Origin of the sequence: Delftia sp. K82 (assembly GCF_002193035.1) — a bacterium.
In the GTDB taxonomy this organism is placed as follows: Bacteria; Pseudomonadota; Gammaproteobacteria; order Burkholderiales; family Burkholderiaceae_C; genus Comamonas; species Comamonas acidovorans.
Window position 1 is genome coordinate 292,114 of record NZ_MYFL01000002.1, and the last position, 19,172, is coordinate 311,285.

Consider the following 19,172-nt stretch of genomic DNA (forward strand, 5'->3'; position numbering starts at 1 on the left):
AGCAGCCCTCAGGCGGTCCTGGCCGGGCGCAGATCCAGCATGGCGATCATCTCGTCGCGGATCTTGAATTTCTGGATCTTGCCGGTCACCGTCATCGGGAAGGCCTCGACGAAGCGGATGTAGCGCGGCACCTTGTAGTGGGCGATCTGGCCCTTGCAGAAGTCGCGCACGCCGTCTTCGGTCAGCGCCTGGCCGGGCTTGACGATGATCCAGGCACACAGCTCCTCGCCATAGCGCACGTCGGGCACGCCGACGACCTGCACGTCCTGCACCTGGGGATGGCGGTAGAGGAATTCTTCGATCTCGCGCGGGTAGATGTTCTCGCCGCCGCGGATCACCATGTCCTTGATGCGGCCGACGATGTTCACGTAGCCCTGCTCATCCATGGTGGCCAGGTCGCCCGTGTGCATCCAGGCCTCGTCGTCGATGGCCTCGCGCGTGCGGGCCTCGTCCCCCCAGTAGCCGTGCATGACCGAGTAGCCGCGCGTGCACAGCTCGCCCGAGACACCAGGCGCCACCACCTCGCCCGTGGCCGGGTCGACGATCTTCACCTCCAGGTGCGGCTGCACCTTGCCCACGGTGGACACGCGGCGCTCCAGCGGCGTGTCGGCATCGCTCTGGCAGCTGACGGGGCTGGTCTCGGTCATGCCGTAGGCGATGGTGATCTCGGACAGGTGCATGTCGCTGACCACGCGCTTCATCACCTCGATGGGGCAGGGCGAGCCGGCCATGATGCCGGTGCGCAGCGTGCTCAGGTCGAACTCCTTGAAGCGCGGGTGGTCCAGCTCGGCGATGAACATCGTGGGCACGCCGTGCAGGCCCGTGCAGCGCTCGGCCTGCACGGTCTCCAGCACCAGCAGCGGATCGAATCCGTCATTCGGGTAGACGATGGCCGAGCCATGCGTGAAGCAGGCCAGGTTGCCCAGCACCATGCCGAAGCAGTGGTACAGCGGCACGGGAATGCACAGCCGGTCCTCGGGCGTCAGCCGCATGCACTCGCCGATGAAAAAGCCGTTGTTCAGGATGTTGCGGTGGGTCAGCGTGGCGCCCTTGGGAAAGCCCGTCGTGCCGCTGGTGAACTGGATGTTGATGGGGTCGGTGTTCTTGAGCGTGGCGGCCACGGCGTCGATGCGCGCATCCTGCGCATCACCGCGCGCCAGCAGGCTGGAAAAGCGCAGCATGCCGGGCTGCTCTTCGCCCTGCCCTGCGACGTCGATCCAGACCACGCTGCGCAGCTGGGGCAGGCGCGCGCAATGCAGGCGGCCGGGCTCGGCCGTGGCCAGCTCGGGGGCCAGTTCGCGCAGCATGCCCAGGTAGTCGCTGGTCTTGAACTGCGCCATGGTCACCAGGGCCTTGCAGCCGACCTTGTTGAGCGCGTACTCCACCTCGGAGGTGCGGTAGGCCGGGTTGATGTTGACCAGCACCAGGCCGACCTGGGCCGTGGCCAGCTGCATCAGCACCCATTCGGCGTTGTTGTGCGACCAGATGCCGACGCGGTCGCCCTTGTCCAGCCCCAGGCCCAGCAGCGCGCTGGCCAGGCGGCGCGCCTCGGTGTGCAGGCCGGCATAGCTGTAGCGCAGGCCCTGGTGGCGGCTGACCAGGGCCTCGCGATCGGGCTGGCGGGCCGCCATGTCGGCAAAGAAATCGCCGATGGTCTGCTCGATCAGCGGCACATCGGTGCGGCCTTGGGCATGGCTGGAAGCGAGCGGGGCGTTCTGGGCGGGCATGCGTTGTCTCCTGTGTCGTCGGCGGCGCCTGGGACGGGCAAATGCAGTGGCCTGCCCCGTCACGGCAGCTATTGCGTGGCAGCATAAGGGCCAACCCCGAGCAGAACAGGCCACGAAGGTTGCAATAATTGCCAGCATGTTCACCCCCTCGCTGGTCAAGACCCCCCTGCCCCAGGCGGCCGCCACCATGGCCTCCGCACACCCTGCAGTCACGCCCATGGCCTTTGTGCAGGCCATTATGCTGGCCTACGAACGCCGGGGCATCAGCGCCCTGTCCGCCCTGGAGAAGGCACAAATCGCGCCAGACTCCGTCAAAGAGCGCAACGAGTGCATCACGGCGCTGCAGATGGAGGCACTGTCCGATGCCGCCATGCGCGAACTCGACGACGAGGCCCTGGGCTGGTTCTCCCGGCGCCTGCCCTGGGGCAGCTACGGCATGCTGGCGCGCGCCAGCATGGGCAGCGAGCAGCTGGGCCTGGCGCTGGCGCGCTGGTGCCGCCACCATGGCCTGCTGGCCGATGACATCCGGCTCACGCTGACGCAGGAAGACGGCTTGGCCACGCTGGCCATCGAGGAGCTGTCCACGCTGGGCGCCATGCGCGAGTTCTGCCTGCTGTCGGTGCTGCGCAATATCCACGGCCTGGCCAGCTGGTTCATCGATGAGCCGCTGCCGCTGCGGCGCGCCTGCTTTCCCTTCGATCCCCCGCCGCATGCGGGCGTGTATGCGCTGCTGTTCCCGCCGGGCGAGGTGGAGTTTGGCGCGGCCCGGGCCTGCCTCCAGTTCGACGCGCGTTTTCTGGATATGCCGCTGACGCGCGACGAGCCTGCCCTGCAGCGCATGCTGCAGCGCGCCCTGCCGCTGCAGGTGCGCCCCTACCGGCGCGAGCGCCAGCTGGTGCAGCGCGTGCGCCAGCTGCTGGCGGCCGACGCCGAATGCCTGCAGACGGCCGACACGCTGGCGCGCCAGCTGCACCTGTCCCAGCGCAGCCTGCACCGCCAGCTCAAGGAAGAAGGCGCCTCGCTGCAGGCGCTCAAGGACGAGGTGCGGCGCGAGCGTGCCGTGGCCCTGCTGCTGCGCACCAGCCGGCCCATCAAGCGCATCGCGCAGTCCTGCGGCTTTCTCAACGACAAGAGCTTCATCCGCGCCTTCAGGCTGTGGACGGGGCTGTCGCCTTCCGAATTCCGCAAGAGCGCGCGAGTCCGGCCCGAGTGAGGGCCGCGCGCATCCTGGCGCGATTTGCATCCTGCGCGACTGCCGCCGTCCGCGCATCTGGCCTAGGCTTTGCGCATGCACCATCTCCACCATTGCGTCAGCGCGCGCTCCTTCCGCGCGCTGTGGATGCTCGAAGAACTGCAGCTTCCCTACACGCTGCACATGCTGCCGTTTCCGCCGCGCGTGCTGCAGCGCAGCTACCTGGAGCTCAACCCGCTGGGCACGGTGCCGCTGCTGCGCCACGGCGAGGCCAGGCTGACCGAGTCAGCCGCCATCTGCGAATACCTGGCCGCCCTGCACCCCGGGGCGGGCCTGTCCGTGCAGCCTCAGGAGGCGGGCTTTGCGGCCTACCTCAACTGGCTGCACATGAGCGATGCCACGCTGACCTTCCCGCAGACCCTGGTGCTGCGCTATGCGCACTTCGAGCCAGCCGAACGGCGCCAGCCCCAGGTGGCCCAGGACTACCAGCGCTGGTTCCTCGCGCGGCTGCGCGCCGTGGAGCAGGCCGTGGAACAGCGCGACTGGCTCACGGCAGACCGCTTCACCGCTGCCGACGTGGCCGTGGGCTATGCGCTGATGCTGTCGGCGCACCTGGAGATGGAGCCGCAATGGGGGCCTGCCACCCAGGCCTACTGGCAGCGCCTGCAGCAGCGGCCCGCCTTCCAGCGGGCGCTGCAGGCCGAGCAGCAGGCCGCGCGTGCGCAGGCCGTGGACGAGACGCCTTCGCCGCGGCTGCGCTAGGGCCGGCTCAAGCCCAAGCTCAAGCGCTGGCGCTGGCCTGCCCGATGGCGCGCAGCATGGCAGGCAGCTCGCCCATGTCGCCGAATACGCAGCTGGCGCCGGCTTCGAGCAGTTGCTCGGCCGATGCGTGGCCCTGGTCGGCCGGGAAGTAGCCCCAGACCGTGGCGCCTGCGGCCACGCCGGCGGTGACGCCGGTCACCGTGTCCTCGATGACCAGGCAGCGCGCCGGCTCCACGCCCAGGGCGGCGGCGGCGGCCAGGTACACATCGGGAAAGGGCTTGCTGCGCGGCAGCTCATGGCCGCTGAAGACGCGGCCCTCGAAATACGGGGCCATGCCAACCTGGGCCAGCTGCATCTCCACCTTGGCGCGGTCCGCGCCCGAGGCGCAGGCGATGCGGCCAGCGCACAGCGCATGGGATTCGCTGACGGCGGACAGCGCGCCGTCTATGGCCACCAGCTCGGCACGCAGCGCGGCATTGCGGCGCTCGTAGAAGGCGGCCATCCATGCGTCGGTCAGCGGCTTGCCGGTGCGCGCCTCGATCAGCGCGGCCTGGCTGCGCACGGTCTTGCCGATGAATTCGCGCAGGCATTCCTCGGTGCTGATGGGCCAGCCCGATTCATTGAGCATGGTGCACAGCACGCGGTTGGTGATGGATTCACTGTCGACGAGCACGCCGTCACAGTCGAAGAGCACGGCCTCGAAAGCAGTCATGGATGGATTCTCGAAACAAACTGAGCAAGGGCGCCCTGGGGCGCCCTTGCTGCGGAAAATGGCCGGATTATGCGCCGGCCGCGCATGCCTGTTCCTTGCTCAGGGGAAGGAGGCACCGGCCAGCGGATGCACCATGCGCTTGACGTTGCGCACCGAGATGGAATGGAACTGGCCATCGTCGGTGACCACATCGCCGAAGGCGAAAAAGCCTTCGGCCGCGTTGCGGTTGAACTGCTCCAGGCGCTGCGCGAGGCTGGCGTTGTTGGACACGGATTCGAGGCGGTACTCGATGGCGCCCTGCTGGTCGCCGCTCTTTTCGTACAGCTGCACGCCTTCGGTATTGCCGCGCAGCACCAGGGCGCCACGCAGCAGGTGGCCCTTGGCACCCATCTCGTCCAGGCGCTGCTTCAGCGCCGTGCCGTTGGCCATGCCGAAGGGCGCGGCGAGGGCGAACACCGCGTACTCGAAGGCCGGTGCCTTGGAGTCCTTGACGTAGAGGTTGAACATCTCGTCGCCCGAGATCAGCGGGCCCATGTAGCGGAAACCCCGGCCGCTCATCTCGGCCAGTTGCTGCGTGAAGCCGGACGTGTCCAGCGCACCCACGGCGGGGCGCGTCTCGTAGCTGTAGGTGGCGGCGGCGCTGCTGCTGCGCACATAGAGGTTGCGCAGGTCCTGCGTGCTGCTGGGGAACGCCATGCCCGACTTGTACAGGTAGCCCTGCGCACCCTGCGCATTGAGCTGGGCCACCAGGGCCGAGACGCCAGCCACGTCGGGCACCATGCGGTAGTCCAGGCGCGTGCCGGTGTGGGCCGTGTCGGTGACGTAGAAGTCACCGATGGGAACGGGGAAGGTCGTGCCGCCCGAGGCCAGGCTGTAGGTGAAGGCATAGCCTTGCGCCCCCAGCGTGTTCATGGCGGACAGGGCCGCGTCGAAGTTCTCGGCAGCCGTCTCCATGCGGTACTGGCCGGTCACCGGGGTCGTCGTGCCGCCGCCGGGGTTGCCGGGCGTGCCGGGGTTGCCGGGATTTCCGCCATTGCCGGGATCTCCGCCGCCCGGTTCTCCCAATCCACCACCACCGCCGCCGCCACAGGCGGCCAGGGTTCCCAGAAGCATCAATGCCGCACTGCGGCGCGTGAGCTGTACCATCTTCATGACTATCTCCCCTTCTCGTTGAATACGTGCCCGTTCCATGCGGAATCTCAGGGCATCGGCGGCGATTTTGGGGAGTTGGCCGACATCCGGTCACCCCCCGGCCGGGGGGTAATCGTTACGATGTGCGCAAGGTGTATCCGGGCGCGCCCTGGCGCTCCAGCCCTTTCGACATGCCTTCGCGCGGACCATGCACAGTCATCCCCTCCTGACCGATTCCTCCTGTCTCCAATCGGGGCGCTATGCCCTGGTGATCGACGACCACCCGCTGACGGCCATGGGCGTGTCCGAGTTCCTGAAACAATTCGGCCTGTCCGAAGTCCATGCCGTGGCCGATGCGGGCGAAGGCCTGCAGTGCATGGCCGGCAGGGGATCGCCGCATCTGGCCATCGTGGATTTCTGGCTGGGTGCCAGCGCGGGCACGGACGTGGTGCGCGAAATCCGCACGCTGGCGCCCGCCTGCCGCGTGCTCATGACCAGCGGCGACACGCATGGCGCGATTGCCCTGAAGGCACGCGCGGCGGGGGCCCATGGCTTTGTGCTCAAGTCGCAGCCGCCGCAGGTGCTGCAGCAGGCCGTGGCGGCCCTGCTGCGCGGCGAGACCTGGTTCCCCGCCGCCCCGCTGGCGCCGCAGGCGCCCGGCGGCGCCCATGCCATCCGCATGACGGCGGCCGAGCTGGGCCTCACCCCGCGCCAGGCCCAGGTGCTGGACCTGGTGCTGCGCGGCCTGCCCAATCCCAGCATTGCGCAGTTGCTGCACCTGTCGCCCCACACGGTCAAGGAGCATGTGGCCGGCGCCCTGCAGCGCCTGGGCGTGCACAGCCGCATCGACGCCATCACGCGCATGCAGGGCATTGCGCTGGAGCTGCCGCCCTCCGTCCCGCCGACCGATACGGTTCAGGCGCCGGCCACGGCCAGCCTGCGCTGAAGCAGGGCCAGCAGCGCCAGCGGGTCCACGGGCTTGCGCAGCAGCAGATAGCCCAGTTCCTGCGCCTCCTGCTCCAGCGCCGGTGACGGCTCGCCGCTGAGCAGGGCACCCGCCGCCTGCGGCGCTTGCGCCAGCACGTTCTGCAGCAGCGCAAAGCCGTTCTCGCCCCGGGCCAGATGGTGGTCGCACAGCACGAAATCGGGGTGCTGCCCCGCCGCCAGCCAGTCGGCCACCTCGCGGCCCGTGGCAGCCACATCCACCTGCAGCCCCCAATCGCGCAGCAGGCCGGCCAGGGCCCGCGCCACCTGCGCATCGTCATCGACCACCCAGCACCGGCCATGGAGCAGGGGCGGCCGGGCCTGCGCCTGCGCCTGCGATCCTTCGGACGATCCCTCGGACTGCGGCAAGGCCGCCTGCACATTCAGGCTGGACGGCAATTGCAGCCAGAAGCAGGACCCCCGCCCCGGCGTGGACAGCAGGCCGTGGTCCACGCCCATGCGCCGCGCGGCTGCGGCCACGACGGCCAGGCCCAGGCCCTGGCTGCTCACGCCGGGCAGGTGGTCGGCCGCAGGCTGGGCCGCGCGCCGGGCCGCCTGGCCTGAGCGCGCGCGAAAGTGCGGTGCGAAGACATGGGGCCGGTCTTCGGCCGCAATGCCCAGGCCCGTGTCCCAGACCTCGATGCGCCAGCCCCCGCCGTGCACGCGGGCGGCCAGCAGCACCCCGCCGCGCTGGGTGTAGCGCAGGGCGTTGTGCAGCAGGTTGAACACCATCTGGCGCAGCAGGGCCTCGTCGGCACGCACCCGGCTGTCCATGCCGCGCGCCACGCGCCAGCGCAGCACCAGCCCGCGCTGGCGCGCCTCGGCCGCGAACAGGCGCGTGGCATCGCCCAGCAGAATGCGCAGGTCCATCACCTGGGCGCGCAGCTCCCAGGTGCCGTTCTCCAGCCGCGACAGGTCCAGCAGGTCGTTGCACATGGTGCCCAGCGACTGGGCACAGGCCTGGGCATCGTCAAGCACGCCTGCCAGTGCGCCGTCGGCATTGCGCTGGCGGGCGGTTTCCACCAGCAGGCCCAGGGCATGCAGCGGTTGGCGCAGGTCATGGCTGGCGGCCGACAGGAAGCGGCTCTTGGCCTCCAGCGCCTGTTCGGCCTGCTCCTTGGCGGCCAGGTAGCGTTCGGCCAGCAGCTGGCGGTCGCGCTCCTGCGCCCATTGCTGCAGCATGAGCTGGCGCGCCCCCCAGGCATGGCGCGCGATGGTGGCGCCATACAGCATGAGCAGCGGCAGCAGGTACAGGCCCCTGTTCGGGAAGTACCAGACCACGGCTAGCAGCATGGCGCCGTACAGCACGCCGAAGAAGCGCTTGAACACGGCAGCCGCCGGCGCCAGGAAGGTGGCGGCCGAGGCCACGACGCCGCACAGCACCAGGTAGATGAAAAGCCGGAATTCATGGCCGCTGCCATGGGTCAGCGGTATCGCCAGCGCCCAGGAACCGGCGTTGAGCAGGGCCATGCGGCCCATCACGTGCTCCCAGCGCTGCAGCCGCGCTGGCAACTCGGCCGATGGCACGGCAGCACCCAGGTCCCGGCGCAACTGGCGTCGCAACCCGACAAAGACGCAGGCCATGAAAGCCATGCCCAGCCACCACAGCAGCAGCGGCACCTGGAAGGCACCCGTTTCGTGCCGCTGCAGCCAGACCACGATGCCGGGGATGATGAGGGCCGCCGCCTCGGACGAGCCCCGCGATGCGATGGACAGCAGCAGCCTCTGGCGCTGCTGCAGTTTCCACAGCGGCTCCGCAGGGCCGCCGCCGTGCTCAGAACTGGTCGCCATCCACGTAGAGCCAGCGCCCGGCTTCGCGCACAAAACGGCTGCGCTCATGCAGGCGCACGGCGCGGCCGCCCACGCGGTAGCGCGCGACGAATTCCACTTCGGCGCTGTCCTCGCCGGTGCTTCGGAAGTCCTTGACCGCCAGCCCCAGCCAGCGTGCCGAAGGCTCGAAGTCCAGCGTGGCAGGCCGCTGGCTGGCGTGCCAGGTGGCCAGCAGATAGGCGGTGTCCTCGCGCACGAAGGCGCTGTAGCGCGAGCGCATCAACGCCTGGGCGTCGGGCGCAGGGCAGTCGTCGAAATGGTCCAGGTAGCGGCCGCAGCAGGCATCGAATACCAGGGGACGGCCCTTGGCATCGTGCTGGCCGCAGGGACAGGCCGGGGAGGTGGCGGCAGCGCTCATAGCGGCTGGCCCTGCGGAACTTGCGGAACTTGGGGGAGGACGGCGCGGGAGCAGGAATGCATGTCAGTCACGGCCGCCTTGCTGCGACCGGGTTCTTGATGGAGGACAGGCGGGCCATGATACTGACCGCGGGCCCTCGGGCCTGTAAGGAGAGCCCATGTTTTCAATGTCGGTCCCGTGGTGGGAGTTCGTGGTGCGCGGCGTGGCCGTCTACCTGTTCTTGCTGGTGTTCCTTCGGCTGACGGGGCGGCGCCAGACGGGGCAGTACGCGCCGTTCGACCTGGTACTGCTGCTCATCCTGTCGAATGCGGTGCAGAACTCCATGAATGCCGGGGACAACTCGCTGATCGGCGGCATGGTTTCGGCCTCCACGCTGATCCTGTGCCATCTGCTGCTGTCCTGGCTGACCTTTCACTTCCCGGTGCTGGAGCGGCTGGTGGACGGCAAGGCCAAGGCCCTGATCAGGGACGGACACCTGAACAAGGACCTGATGCGCGAGGAACGCATCACGCGCGACGATATCGAGGCCGCGCTGCGTGCGGGCGGCTGCCTGCACCTCAGAGAGGTGGAGCGCGCCACGCTGGAGACCGACGGCAGCATCACCGTCGTCCTGCGCCGCCGCGACAGCGAGAACGACGGCGATCCGCCAGTCTGACCCTCTGCTCGGCGGCCCCTGTCAGTCGAGCTGCTCCAGGAAGCGCTCGATGGCCAGGTTCACGGGCTGCGGATGCGTGAGGTTGGCCGCATGGCCGGCACCCGGCACCTCCACCCACTGCGCCCTGGGCAAGGCCTTGGCCATGGCGCGTGCACGGTCGGGCGCGATGGCGGTGTCGTCCGTGCCATGGATGACCAGGGCCGGCACATGGATGTCGGGCAGGCGCGGGCTGATGTCATCGCGCTGGGCCAGCGCCAGAAAGCTCTGCCCCAGGTTGATGGGCGTGGCCTTCTTCCATTTGGCACGCCAGGCGGCCGCACCGCTCCAGCCCTGGCCCAGGATGGTGCGCTCCACCGTAGTCGCCATGTCGTCGCTGAGGCCATGCTCCATCCAGGCCCTCAGCAAGGCTTCGTGGTGGGGCATCTGCTCGGGGTCTTCCAGCATGGCCTGGGTGTCGATCAGCACCAGCGCGCGCACGATCTCGGGGTGGATGAGCGCGCAGCGCAGCGACAGGTAGCCGCCCTGCGACATGCCCACCAGCACCGCGCGCTCCACGCCCAGGTGCTCGAGCAAGGCGGCCAGGTCGTCGGCCGAGTCGTAGTAGTCGAAGGGGGCGCAATGCGCGGGGTCTGCCGTCTGGCCATGGCCGCGCTCGTCCCAGCTGATGCAGCGAAAGCGCCCCTGCAGTGCCTGGACCTGGGGAGCGAACATGGTGTGGTCCATGAGCAGCCCGTGCGAAAACACCAGGACCGGGCCTCTCCCGCCCGTGTCCTCGTAGTACAGGTTCTGGCCGTTGACGGAAGCGATGGGCATGTCGGGATCTCCTGCGAAGGTGGTCACAAACCTGCCGGAAACGGCCGCCCGCCTCTCTCGGGCGCCGTGCCGGCGATGCTCCATGCTAAGCCCTGCGGGTGTCAGGGCCATCCGGCCCGACCCGCAGCGTGGGGGATTGACCTCAGGCCAGGGCGCGCTGGATGAGAATTTTCTGCACGTCGCTCGTTCCCTCGTAGATCTGGCAGACGCGCACGTCGCGGTAGATGCGTTCCACGGGGAAGTCGCTGACCACGCCATAGCCGCCCAGGGTCTGGATGGCGGCGCTGCACACGCGCTCGGCCATTTCGCTGGCGAACAGCTTGGCCATGGCTGCTTCCTTGAGGCAGGGCAGGCCAGCATCGCGCAGGCTGGCCGCATGCCAGATCAGCTGGCGCGCGGCCTCGATCTGCGTGGCGCAGTCGGCCAGGCGAAAGCCCACGGCCTGGTGGTTGAAGATGGGCTGGCCGAAGCTCTCGCGCTCCTTGGAGTACTGCAGCGCGCAATCGAAGGCCGCACGCGCCATGCCCACGCTTTGCGCGGCAATGCCGATGCGCCCGCCCTCGAGCGCCGACAGCGCAATCTTGTAGCCCTCGCCCTCGGCGCCGATGAGGTTGGCGGCGGGGATGCGGCAGCTCTCGAACTGGATCTGGGCCGTGTCCGAACTGTGCTGGCCCAGCTTGTCCTCCAGCCGCAGCACCTGGTAACCGGGTGCGGAGGTCGGAACGATGAAGGCGCTCATGCCGCGCTTGCCCGCCGCCTTGTCGGTGACGGCGATGACGATGGCCACGTCGCCGTTCTTGCCGCTGGTGATGAATTGCTTGACGCCGTTGATCACGTAGTCGCTGCCGTCGCGCGTGGCCGTGGTGCGCAGTGCCGAGGCATCCGAGCCCACATGCGGCTCGGTCAGGCAGAAGGCGCCCAGCATCTCGCCGCGCGCCAGCGGCGCCAGCCATTGCTGCTTTTGCGCCTCGCTGCCATAGCGCATGAGGATGGCGTTGACGGGGCAGTTGGTCACGCTGATCACCGTGCTGGTGCCGCCGTCGCCGGCTGCGATCTCCTCCAGCACCAGGGCCAGGCTCAGGTAGTCAAGGCCGGCACCGCCGTATTCCTCGGGCACGCAGATGCCGTAGGCGCCCAGCGCCGCCAGGCCCTGGTGCACGTTCTTGGGAAAGTGGTGTTCCTTGTCCCAGCGTGCGGCATGGGGCGTGATTTCGGTGCGCACGAAGTCGCGCACCGCGTCACGGATCATTTCCTGGTCTGCGTTGAGCAGCATGTCTTGTCTCCTGATTCTTGTTTCGTTGTTCGTTGTCCGTTGCGCTGGCCGGATCTACCGTCGGATCTACCAGGCGATGCGCTGCCCGTCATGCCGCAGCATGCGGCCCCGGTCGGCCGGCGTGACGCCAGCCAGCGTGCGCACCAGGCCCTGCACGCTTTGCTCCACAGTGAAGGTGGCAGCCGCGCCACCCATGTCGGTCTGCACCCAGCCCGGGTCCAGCGCGACCACGGTGGCGCCGGGCCATTGCGGCTGGGCGCTGGCCACGACCATGTTGAGCGCAGCCTTGCTGACGCGGTAGAGCCAGGCGTCGGATTCGGCGTCGGCCAGCAGCGACATCTGGCTGGAGAACAGGCCGAACACGCCGCCCGCCGCCTCGACCAGCGGCGCCACCTGGGGCAGCACCTGCATGGCGCCCAGCACATTGGTGTGCATGACGCGGTCGAACTGCTCGCGCGTGGGCGGCGTGGCCGAGCTGTGGGCATCCCACACTCCGGCCACGTACAGCGCCAGCTCGATCTTCTCGCCGTCGAGCTGCCAGGCCAGGCCGCTGACGCTGGCCGGGTCGGCCACATCCACCAGCAGCACCTTGGCGCCCGTGGCCTCGACGCGCTCGCGGTCGGCCTCGCTGCGCACCGTGGCGACCACGCTGCGGCCCTGCGCCGCATAGGCCTCTACCAAGGCAAAACCAAGCCCGCGCGAGGCTCCCAACACCAGAGTGACTGCCATGTCTTTCGACCTTTCAAATGGAATGCGGTCAGCGGCCCTGCTCGTCCGCGATCTGCTTTTCGTAGCGCTCGACCATGGCCTCCTGCGTCTCGGTGGGCGCAGGCAGGCCGATCTGCTGGTGGACCATCTGGTTCACCGAGGGCATGACGTTGCGCGACACCTGGGACTCCGGCTTCCAGAGCCGGGCGCGCATCAGGGCCTTGGCACAGTGCAGATAGGCCTCCTGCACCTGGATCTCCAGAACGATCTTGGGCCGGAAGCCTTCGCTGGCGAACAGCGCCGTGTAGTGGGCCTCGTCGCGCAGCTTGGCCACGCCGTTGACGCGCAAGGTCTCGTCGAAACCCGGCACCATGAACAGCAGGCCGATGCGCGGATCGGCGATCAGGTTGCTGAAGCTGTCCAGGCGGTTGTTGCCGCCCGAATCGGGAATCAGCAGCGTCTGGTTGTCGGGCGCCTTGATGAAGCCCGGCTTGCCGCCGCGCGGCGAGGCATCCATCATCGCGCCCGCCCCGCCGCCCGTGGCCACGATGCACAGCGGCGACAGCGCGATGAAGCGCAGGCAGTGCCGGTCCAGGTCCACCTGCTGCTTGAGCAAGGCCCTTTCGGCCGGCATGGCATACAGGCTGCGCAACTGTTCTTCGCTGGTGATCATGGTCGAGATGTCAAAGTAATAGCGGATCGGCCGATCCAAGTCTAGCTCTCTGGACGTCTGTGGCGCTGCCCATAAAACTGGCGCAATGCAAATCAGAGACACCGAGGAAGGGCCGCCCCGCACCGAGGGTGTCGTCCCCCTTTCAGGGGGAGGGCGCGCAGCGCCTCAGGGGGTGACCATTTCTATCGCCATGGCTGTTCCCTCGCCGCCGCCTATGCACAGCGTGGCCAGGCCGCGCTTGCCGCCACGCGCCTGCAGGGCGTGCAGCAGCGTGACCAGGATGCGCGCACCGCTGGCGCCAATGGGGTGGCCCAGCGCACAGGCGCCGCCGTTGACGTTGACCTTGTCGCGCGGCACGCCCAGCTCGGCCATCAGGGCCATGGGCACGACGGCAAAGGCTTCGTTGACTTCCCACAGGTCCACGTCCGCCGCCGTCCAGCCGGCCTTCTTGAGGGCCTTCTGCGTGGCGCCCACGGGGGCCGTGGTGAACCATTCGGGCTCCTGGGCATGCGTGGCATGGGCAACGATGCGCGCCAGCGGCTTGCAGCCCAGCTCCTTGGCCGTGGACTCGCGCATCAGCACCAGGGCGGCGGCGCCGTCGTTGATGCTGGAGCTCGATGCGGCCGTGATCGTGCCGTCCTTCTTGAAGGCGGGCTTGAGGCTGGAAATCTTGTCCAGCTTGGCCTTGGCCGGGCCTTCGTCAATGCTGACCGTGACGTCGCCCTTGCGCGTGGAGACGGTGACGGGCGTGATCTCGGCGGCGAAGGCGCCGCTTTCCGTGGCCGCCTGGGCGCGCTTGACGCTTTCGATGGCGTAGGCGTCCTGCTGCTCGCGCGTGAAGTGGTATTTGGCGGCGCAGTCCTCGCCAAAAGTGCCCATGGAGCGACCAGGCTCGTAGGCATCCTCCAGGCCGTCGAGCATCATGTGGTCATAGACCTTGTCGTGGCCCATGCGGTAGCCGCCACGGCCCTTCTTGAGCAGGTAGGGTGCATTGGTCATGCTTTCCATGCCGCCGGAGACCACCACATCGCGGCTGCCTGCGACCAGCTGGTCGTGCGCCAGGATGGTGGCCTCCATGCCGGCGCCGCACATCTTGGACAGGGTCACGGCGCCCGTGCTGCGCGGCAGGCCGCCCTTGAAGCCGGCCTGGCGGGCGGGCGCCTGGCCCTGGCCCGCCATCAGGCAGTTGCCGAACAGCACTTCGTCCACTTTCTCGGGCGCCACGCCCGCGCGCTGCACGGCCGCCTTGATGGCGGCGCCGCCCAGATCATGGGCCGCGAGGTCGGCGAAGTCGCCCTGGAAGGCGCCCATGGGGGTGCGGGCTGCGCCGACGATGACGATGGGGTCTTGCATGCTTGTCTCCTGGGGTGTCGTGATGGTGAAAGAAAGGGAAAACGGGTCAGGCCAGCCAGCGGCTGCGCTCGTAGGGGAAGACATCGTGGACATGGCCTTCGCGGATGCGCTGCTGGTGCGCCTGCCAGAAGGCGGGGTCGAGCAGGTCGGCATGGTGGCGCATGAAGACTTCGCGCACGGCCGGGTTGCCCAGCAGAAAGGGCGCGAAGGTTTCCGGGAACACATCGCGCGGGCCCACGGGGTACCAGACCTCGCCGCTGAGCTCGTCCTCCTCGTTGCGCGGCGCGGGCACCTGGCGGAAGTGGCAGTCGGTCAGGTATTCGATCTCGTCGTAGTCGTAGAACACCACCTTGCCGCCGCGCGTGATGCCGAAGTTCTTCCACAGCATGTCGCCCGGGAAGATGTTGGCCGCGACCAGATCCTTGATGGCATTGCCGTACTCGATCACGGCGCTCTCCAGGCGCTGCCGCGGTGCCGGCAGGTCCAGCCCGTCATCGAAGCACTCCTGCAGCAGCATGTTCAGCGGCACCATGCGCCGCTCTATGTAGAGGTGGGAGATGATGACCTCCTGCCGGCCATCGCCGTCGCGGTCGCTGATCTCGACCTGGCTGGGCGCATGCTCCAGGATCTCGGCGATCAGCGCATCCGAAAAGCGCTCGCGCGGGAAGGCGACCAGGCTGTACTCCAGCGTGTCGGCCATGCGCCCCACGCGGTCGTGCTGCTTGACCAGGCGGTACTTGGCCTTGACCTGTTCGCGCGTGATCTCCTTGGGCGCGGCGAAGCGGTCTTTGATGAGCTTGAACACATAGGGAAAGCTGGGCAGGTCGAACACCAGCATGACCATGCCCTTGATGCCGGGTGCGATGCGGAACTGGTCGCGCGAATGGCGCAGGTGGTGCAGGAAGTCGCGGTAGAACAGCGTCTTGCCCTGCTTGGCCAGGCCCAGGGCGTTGTACAGCTCGGCGCGCGGCTTGCGCGGCATGAGGCTGCGCAGGAACTGCACGTAGGCGCTGGGCACGTCGGTATCGACCATGAAGTAGGCGCGCGCAAAGCTGAACAGGCCGTGGAAGTCCTTCTCGCCGAAAAGGGCCGCATGCAGCACCAGCCGGCCGTTGTCGCCGTGCAGGATGGGCACGGCCCAGGACAGCTCCGCAAAGCCGTTGATGATCTTGCCGACGATGTAGGCGCCCTTGTTGCGGAAAAACAGGCTGGACAGCACCTGGATCTGGAAGTTGGCGTACAGGCGCATGGCCTGCAGCTGCGGCTCCAGGCGCTCGGCCAGGCGGGCGATGTCGCGCTCCAGGTCCTCGAACGGGCGCTGCAGCGCGAATTGCTCCACGACTTCGCGCAGCGTCTGCGGCAGCGTCTCGCGCGTGGGGTAGAAGGCCAGGTAGGCCGGGCGCGCAGCCGGCTCCTGGTTCTCTATGTATTCCGTGCTGACGGCGGGCCGCACGAAGATGAAGTCGTTGTGGAAATGCGTGCGGTGCAGGATCTTGGTGGTGACCGAGTTGAAGAAGGTCTCGGCCAGCTCCGGCTGCAGGTGGTTGACCATGAGCCCGATGTAGTGGCGCTTGATCTGCTGCCAGACCGGCATGGGCTGGGCGCCCGCCGCAAATTCCTTTTCCAGCCGGCGCACGCATTCGCGCACACGCAAGTCGTAGAACTCGATGCGCTCGCGCTGGGCACGCTGCTGGCCCAGCCAGTCGGCAGTTTCGAAGCGGTGCTTGGCGCGGGCGGATTCGGCGCGGAACAGGCGGTAATGGCGATTGAAGCCATCCATCATCGCCCGCGCGATGTCATGGGCAAGCAGGGTGTCCTGGGCAGGCATCGGCATGAAGTCTCCCGGGGTCCCGCCTGCCATGGCCGCTCAGTCGCGCTGGCGGCTGGCGACCAGCTCGACAGCCTCGGCATGGATGTTGGCGATGCCGCCGACACCGGGCACGGTCATCTGCAGATTGGTGATCAGGCCGTCCTTGAGGCCATAGCACCAGCCGTGCAGCGTGACCTTCTGGCCCCGCGCCCAGGCATCCTGCATCACCGTGCTTTGCGCCACATTGATGACCTGCTCGATGGCATTGAGTTCGCACAGCGCATCGTGGCGCCATTGCGGGGACAGGCTGGCCAGCAGCGCCTGGTGCTTGTCGCGCACATCCTTCACATGGCGGATCCAGTTGTCGGCCAGGCCCACGCGCACATCTTCCAGTGCCGCCAGCACGCCGCCGCAGCCATAGTGGCCCACGACCATCAGGTGCTCGACCTTGAGCTGGTCCACCGCGTACTGGATGGTGGACAGGCAGTTCAGGTCGCTGGGCACGACCACGTTGGCCACGTTGCGGTGCACGAACACCTCGCCGGGCTCCAGGCCCGTGATCTGGTTCGCAGGGACGCGGCTGTCGGAACAGCCGATCCACATGTAGCGGGGTTTTTGCTGCGACAACAGCCCGGTGAAGAAACCGGGCCGGTCACGCTCCATCTGCTGGACCCATTCGCGGTTGTGGACAAACAGTTCTTCGATGGAGGTTGTGCTCATAAGCAATCCTTTTGTTGGGTCAAACTCAAGAACGGCGCGGCAGGCGGGTGCAGGATCAGCAGGTCTCTGCGAACAGCTCGCGGCCGATCAGCATGCGACGGATCTCGCTGGTGCCGGCGCCGATCTCGTAGAGTTTCGCATCCCGCCAGAGGCGACCCAGTGGGTATTCGTTGATATACCCATTACCTCCATAGATTTGAACGCCTTCGCCGGCCATCCATGTCGCCTTCTCGGCGCACCACAGGATGACGCTGGCGCAGTCCTTGCGGACTTGGCGAACATGCTCCGTTCCCAGCAGATCGAGGTTTTTGGCGACCGTATAGGCAAATGAGCGGCCCGCTTGCAGCACGGTGTACATGTCGGCCACCTTGCCCTGGATGAGCTGGAACTCGCCAATGCTCTGGCCGAACTGCTTGCGGTCATGGATGTAGGGCACAACGTTGTCCATCACCGACTGCATGATGCCCAGCGGCCCGCCGGTCAGCACAGCACGCTCGTAGTCCAGGCCGCTCATCAGCACCTTGGCGCCGTTGTTCAGGCCGCCCAGCACGTTCTCGGCCGGGACCTCTACGTTCTCGAACACCAGCTCGCCCGTGTGGCTGCCACGCATGCCCAGCTTGTCCAGCTTCTGGGCAATGGAAAAGCCCTTCATGCCCTTTTCGATCAGGAAGGCAGTCACGCCGCGGGCGTTCAGCTCGGGCTCGGTCTTGGCGTAGACCACCAGGGTGTCGGCATCGGGACCATTGGTGATCCACATCTTGGTGCCGTTGAGCAGGAAGTAGCCGCCCTTGTCCTCGGCCTTGAGCTTCATGCTGATCACGTCCGAGCCGGCGCCGGGCTCGCTCATGGCCAGCGCGCCCACATGCTCGCCGCTGATCAGCTTGGGCAGGTACTTGGCCTTTTGCGCCTCGTTGCCGTTGCGGTTGATCTGGTTCACGCAAAGATTGCTGTGCGCGCCATAGGACAGGCCCACCGAGGCACTGGCACGCGAGATTTCCTCCATCGCCACCATGTGGGCCAGGTAGCCCATGTTGGCGCCGCCGTACTGCTCGGACACGGTGATGCCCAGCACGCCCAGATCGCCAAACTTGCGCCACAGGTCCATGGGGAACTGGTCTTCGCGGTCGATCTCGCCGGCACGCGGTGCAATCTCGGCCTGTGCAAACTCGCGCACGGCATCGCGCAGCGCGTCGATGTCCTCGCCCAGTTGGAAGTTCAGGCCCGGCAGGCTGGAAAGGCTCATCTCGTGTCTCCTGTGGAAATTTGGTGAAAGAACGCCGCCCGGCTCAGTCGGCCAGATCGCGGCCCTGCACACACATCAGCGTGCAGCCCATGGTGGCAATCAGTTTTTCGCGGCCTTCGTCGATGGCATAGGTGCGCCCCTCGGTCACGATGATCGTGCGGCCCGGCTTGATCACCCGGCCTTCCATGCGAAAGCGCTGGCCCTTGGCGGGGGCCAGCAGATTGATCTTGAATTCGATGGTGAGCACGGCAGCATCGGCCGGCATCAGGGTCAGCCCTGCATAGCCGCAGGCGGAATCCAGCGCCGTGGAAACCATGCCGGCATGCAAAAAGCCATGCTGCTGCGTCAGCCCGGGCGCCCAGTCCAGGCAGACATCGACGGCACCGGCCTCCAGCAGGGACAGCTCGGCGCCCAGGGTGTGCATCGCGCCCTGGCGTGCAAAACTGTCTCGCACACGGCGGGCAAAGTCGCTGTTGGCAGGTTCCAGGCGGGGCACGGTCAAGGCAAGCCTCACAAATTACGTTTACGTAAACGTCAATTATGAAGCATTTTTCCCATCCAGGTGTTTCAACAGAGTGCGGGCCTCGGATTCCTGCTCTCGCACCTCGGCCAGGTTGGCCTGCAGATCGGCCAGGCGGTCCTCGAGCTGGCGGCGATGCACAGCCAGCACTTCCAGGAATTTGCGCAGTTGCACGCCAGTGTCGCGGGGGCTGTCGTAGAGATCGATGATCTCCTTGGCTTCGTTCAGAGACAGTCCCAGCCGCTTGGCACGCAAGGTCAGGCGAAGACGTGTGCGATCACGCGCGCTGTAGACGCGATTGCGCCCGCCAGGCCCGGCGCGCTCGGGCTCAAGCAAGCCCATGTCTTCATAGAAGCGGATGGCCCGGGTCGTGAGATCGAACTCCTTGGCAAGATCGCTGATGGTGTAGGTAGTCGACATGGCTGGAGAGTCCGCCAGCATCCACAGCCGGCGGCCATGGGAATGCGACGTTGACGTTAACGTCAATGCTAGCGGAATTGGCCCCAGGAAACTGCGCCGGATGTTGCATCCGGGTGCGACGAAGAAGCCCGGCAGGAATAAAAAGAGAGCGCGTCAGCGCTCTCTTTTTCTGGGATGTCCGTTTTGGATATCCGTTTTGGATGTTCGTTTGGCTGTCCGTTTTGGCTGTTCAGCCTGTTTCACCGTTTCCTGCAGCCCAATGCAAGAAACCCCGTAGCTTTGGGCTAC

General features: G+C 67.3%; 19 protein-coding genes. 4 read left to right on the plus strand and 15 right to left on the minus strand.

Annotation, left to right across the window (positions count from 1 at the left end):
* Positions 1 to 8 precede the first annotated feature (8 nt).
* Positions 9 to 1,727, minus strand: a complete 1,719-nt coding sequence (locus tag KDK82_RS16765) for an AMP-binding protein (protein WP_071956984.1) — start codon at positions 1,725 to 1,727, stop codon at positions 9 to 11.
* Positions 1,728 to 1,863: 136 nt separating this feature from the next.
* On the opposite strand from KDK82_RS16765, the gene KDK82_RS16770 reads away from it, so the two are divergent.
* Together KDK82_RS16770 and KDK82_RS16775 are read left to right on the plus strand one after the other, a co-directional pair.
* The gene (locus tag KDK82_RS16770) at positions 1,864 to 2,940 is read left to right on the plus strand and encodes an AraC family transcriptional regulator (RefSeq protein ID WP_088165664.1); all 1,077 of its coding nucleotides are present in this window, start codon (positions 1,864 to 1,866) and stop codon (positions 2,938 to 2,940) included.
* A gap of 75 nt (positions 2,941 to 3,015) precedes the next feature.
* On the plus strand, positions 3,016 to 3,681 hold the full coding sequence (locus tag KDK82_RS16775) for a glutathione S-transferase family protein (RefSeq protein ID WP_013800391.1): 666 nt from the start codon (positions 3,016 to 3,018) through the stop codon (positions 3,679 to 3,681).
* A gap of 19 nt (positions 3,682 to 3,700) precedes the next feature.
* Here KDK82_RS16775 and KDK82_RS16780 read toward each other — a convergent pair whose 3' ends face one another.
* Both KDK82_RS16780 and KDK82_RS16785 read right to left on the minus strand, forming a co-directional pair.
* Complete coding sequence (locus KDK82_RS16780) at positions 3,701 to 4,393, minus strand: HAD family phosphatase (protein WP_012207775.1); 693 nt, start codon at positions 4,391 to 4,393, stop codon at positions 3,701 to 3,703.
* A 99-nt stretch (positions 4,394 to 4,492) separates the two neighbouring features.
* Positions 4,493 to 5,545: a hypothetical protein gene (locus KDK82_RS16785; RefSeq protein WP_088165665.1), complete on the minus strand. Its 1,053-nt coding sequence runs from the start codon at positions 5,543 to 5,545 to the stop codon at positions 4,493 to 4,495.
* Between the two features lie 187 nt (positions 5,546 to 5,732).
* Between KDK82_RS16785 and KDK82_RS16790 the strand changes: the two genes are divergently transcribed.
* Complete coding sequence (locus KDK82_RS16790; RefSeq protein WP_013800389.1) at positions 5,733 to 6,470, plus strand: response regulator transcription factor; 738 nt, start codon at positions 5,733 to 5,735, stop codon at positions 6,468 to 6,470.
* Here the strand turns inward: KDK82_RS16790 and KDK82_RS16795 are convergent.
* Together KDK82_RS16795 and KDK82_RS16800 are read right to left on the minus strand one after the other, a co-directional pair.
* Entirely contained in the window at positions 6,440 to 8,299 is a 1,860-nt protein-coding gene (locus KDK82_RS16795; RefSeq protein WP_088165666.1) for a hybrid sensor histidine kinase/response regulator, read from the minus strand. The genes KDK82_RS16790 and KDK82_RS16795 overlap by 31 nt on opposite strands.
* Complete coding sequence (locus KDK82_RS16800; protein ID WP_088165667.1) at positions 8,283 to 8,696, minus strand: YchJ family protein; 414 nt, start codon at positions 8,694 to 8,696, stop codon at positions 8,283 to 8,285. The genes KDK82_RS16795 and KDK82_RS16800 overlap by 17 nt, the downstream gene beginning before the upstream one ends.
* Positions 8,697 to 8,853: 157 nt before the next feature.
* Between KDK82_RS16800 and KDK82_RS16805 the strand changes: the two genes are divergently transcribed.
* Entirely contained in the window at positions 8,854 to 9,351 is a 498-nt protein-coding gene (locus tag KDK82_RS16805) for a DUF421 domain-containing protein (protein WP_034397412.1), read from the plus strand.
* Between the two features lie 21 nt (positions 9,352 to 9,372).
* Here KDK82_RS16805 and KDK82_RS16810 read toward each other — a convergent pair whose 3' ends face one another.
* The 10 genes from KDK82_RS16810 to KDK82_RS16855 form a co-directional block, all read right to left on the minus strand.
* On the minus strand, positions 9,373 to 10,164 hold the full coding sequence (locus KDK82_RS16810; protein ID WP_088165684.1) for an alpha/beta fold hydrolase: 792 nt from the start codon (positions 10,162 to 10,164) through the stop codon (positions 9,373 to 9,375).
* Positions 10,165 to 10,306: 142 nt separating this feature from the next.
* Positions 10,307 to 11,437 (minus strand): acyl-CoA dehydrogenase family protein, encoded by a 1,131-nt coding sequence (locus tag KDK82_RS16815; RefSeq protein WP_088165668.1) that lies wholly within the window; start codon positions 11,435 to 11,437, stop codon positions 10,307 to 10,309.
* A gap of 66 nt (positions 11,438 to 11,503) precedes the next feature.
* The gene (locus KDK82_RS16820) at positions 11,504 to 12,166 is read right to left on the minus strand and encodes an SDR family oxidoreductase (protein WP_013800385.1); all 663 of its coding nucleotides are present in this window, start codon (positions 12,164 to 12,166) and stop codon (positions 11,504 to 11,506) included.
* Positions 12,167 to 12,194: 28 nt separating this feature from the next.
* On the minus strand, positions 12,195 to 12,818 hold the full coding sequence (locus KDK82_RS16825) for a pyridoxamine 5'-phosphate oxidase family protein (protein ID WP_034397418.1): 624 nt from the start codon (positions 12,816 to 12,818) through the stop codon (positions 12,195 to 12,197).
* Positions 12,819 to 12,983: 165 nt separating this feature from the next.
* Positions 12,984 to 14,171, minus strand: a complete 1,188-nt coding sequence (locus KDK82_RS16830; RefSeq protein ID WP_013800383.1) for an acetyl-CoA C-acyltransferase — start codon at positions 14,169 to 14,171, stop codon at positions 12,984 to 12,986.
* Between the two features lie 46 nt (positions 14,172 to 14,217).
* Positions 14,218 to 16,005, minus strand: a complete 1,788-nt coding sequence (aceK, locus tag KDK82_RS16835; protein WP_013800382.1) for a bifunctional isocitrate dehydrogenase kinase/phosphatase — start codon at positions 16,003 to 16,005, stop codon at positions 14,218 to 14,220.
* A gap of 33 nt (positions 16,006 to 16,038) precedes the next feature.
* Positions 16,039 to 16,701, minus strand: coding sequence for a carbonate dehydratase (gene can, locus KDK82_RS16840; RefSeq protein WP_088165669.1), 663 nt, complete (start codon positions 16,699 to 16,701; stop codon positions 16,039 to 16,041).
* A gap of 55 nt (positions 16,702 to 16,756) precedes the next feature.
* Positions 16,757 to 17,944, minus strand: a complete 1,188-nt coding sequence (locus tag KDK82_RS16845; protein ID WP_088165670.1) for an isovaleryl-CoA dehydrogenase — start codon at positions 17,942 to 17,944, stop codon at positions 16,757 to 16,759.
* A 43-nt stretch (positions 17,945 to 17,987) separates the two neighbouring features.
* Positions 17,988 to 18,446 carry a PaaI family thioesterase gene (locus tag KDK82_RS16850; protein WP_088165671.1) on the minus strand — a complete coding sequence of 153 codons (459 nt, stop codon included), beginning with the start codon at positions 18,444 to 18,446 and terminating at the stop codon, positions 17,988 to 17,990.
* Between the two features lie 36 nt (positions 18,447 to 18,482).
* Entirely contained in the window at positions 18,483 to 18,884 is a 402-nt protein-coding gene (locus KDK82_RS16855) for a MerR family DNA-binding transcriptional regulator (protein WP_013800379.1), read from the minus strand.
* Positions 18,885 to 19,172: the final 288 nt, after the last annotated feature.

Bases quoted from the DNA above. Each gene is read 5' to 3' on its own strand.
- KDK82_RS16765 (WP_071956984.1), bottom strand. From the start codon at position 1,727: ATGCCCGCCCAGAACGCCCCGCTCGCTTCCAGCCATGCCCAAGGCCGC.
- KDK82_RS16770 (WP_088165664.1), top strand. From the start codon at position 1,864: ATGTTCACCCCCTCGCTGGTCAAGACCCCCCTGCCCCAGGCGGCCGCC.
- KDK82_RS16775 (WP_013800391.1), top strand. From the start codon at position 3,016: ATGCACCATCTCCACCATTGCGTCAGCGCGCGCTCCTTCCGCGCGCTG.
- KDK82_RS16780 (WP_012207775.1), bottom strand. From the start codon at position 4,393: ATGACTGCTTTCGAGGCCGTGCTCTTCGACTGTGACGGCGTGCTCGTC.
- KDK82_RS16785 (WP_088165665.1), bottom strand. From the start codon at position 5,545: ATGAAGATGGTACAGCTCACGCGCCGCAGTGCGGCATTGATGCTTCTG.
- KDK82_RS16790 (WP_013800389.1), top strand. From the start codon at position 5,733: ATGCACAGTCATCCCCTCCTGACCGATTCCTCCTGTCTCCAATCGGGG.
- KDK82_RS16795 (WP_088165666.1), bottom strand. From the start codon at position 8,299: ATGGCGACCAGTTCTGAGCACGGCGGCGGCCCTGCGGAGCCGCTGTGG.
- KDK82_RS16800 (WP_088165667.1), bottom strand. From the start codon at position 8,696: ATGAGCGCTGCCGCCACCTCCCCGGCCTGTCCCTGCGGCCAGCACGAT.
- KDK82_RS16805 (WP_034397412.1), top strand. From the start codon at position 8,854: ATGTTTTCAATGTCGGTCCCGTGGTGGGAGTTCGTGGTGCGCGGCGTG.
- KDK82_RS16810 (WP_088165684.1), bottom strand. From the start codon at position 10,164: ATGCCCATCGCTTCCGTCAACGGCCAGAACCTGTACTACGAGGACACG.
- KDK82_RS16815 (WP_088165668.1), bottom strand. From the start codon at position 11,437: ATGCTGCTCAACGCAGACCAGGAAATGATCCGTGACGCGGTGCGCGAC.
- KDK82_RS16820 (WP_013800385.1), bottom strand. From the start codon at position 12,166: ATGGCAGTCACTCTGGTGTTGGGAGCCTCGCGCGGGCTTGGTTTTGCC.
- KDK82_RS16825 (WP_034397418.1), bottom strand. From the start codon at position 12,818: ATGATCACCAGCGAAGAACAGTTGCGCAGCCTGTATGCCATGCCGGCC.
- KDK82_RS16830 (WP_013800383.1), bottom strand. From the start codon at position 14,171: ATGCAAGACCCCATCGTCATCGTCGGCGCAGCCCGCACCCCCATGGGC.
- aceK (WP_013800382.1), bottom strand. From the start codon at position 16,005: ATGCCGATGCCTGCCCAGGACACCCTGCTTGCCCATGACATCGCGCGG.
- can (WP_088165669.1), bottom strand. From the start codon at position 16,701: ATGAGCACAACCTCCATCGAAGAACTGTTTGTCCACAACCGCGAATGG.
- KDK82_RS16845 (WP_088165670.1), bottom strand. From the start codon at position 17,944: ATGAGCCTTTCCAGCCTGCCGGGCCTGAACTTCCAACTGGGCGAGGAC.
- KDK82_RS16855 (WP_013800379.1), bottom strand. From the start codon at position 18,884: ATGTCGACTACCTACACCATCAGCGATCTTGCCAAGGAGTTCGATCTC.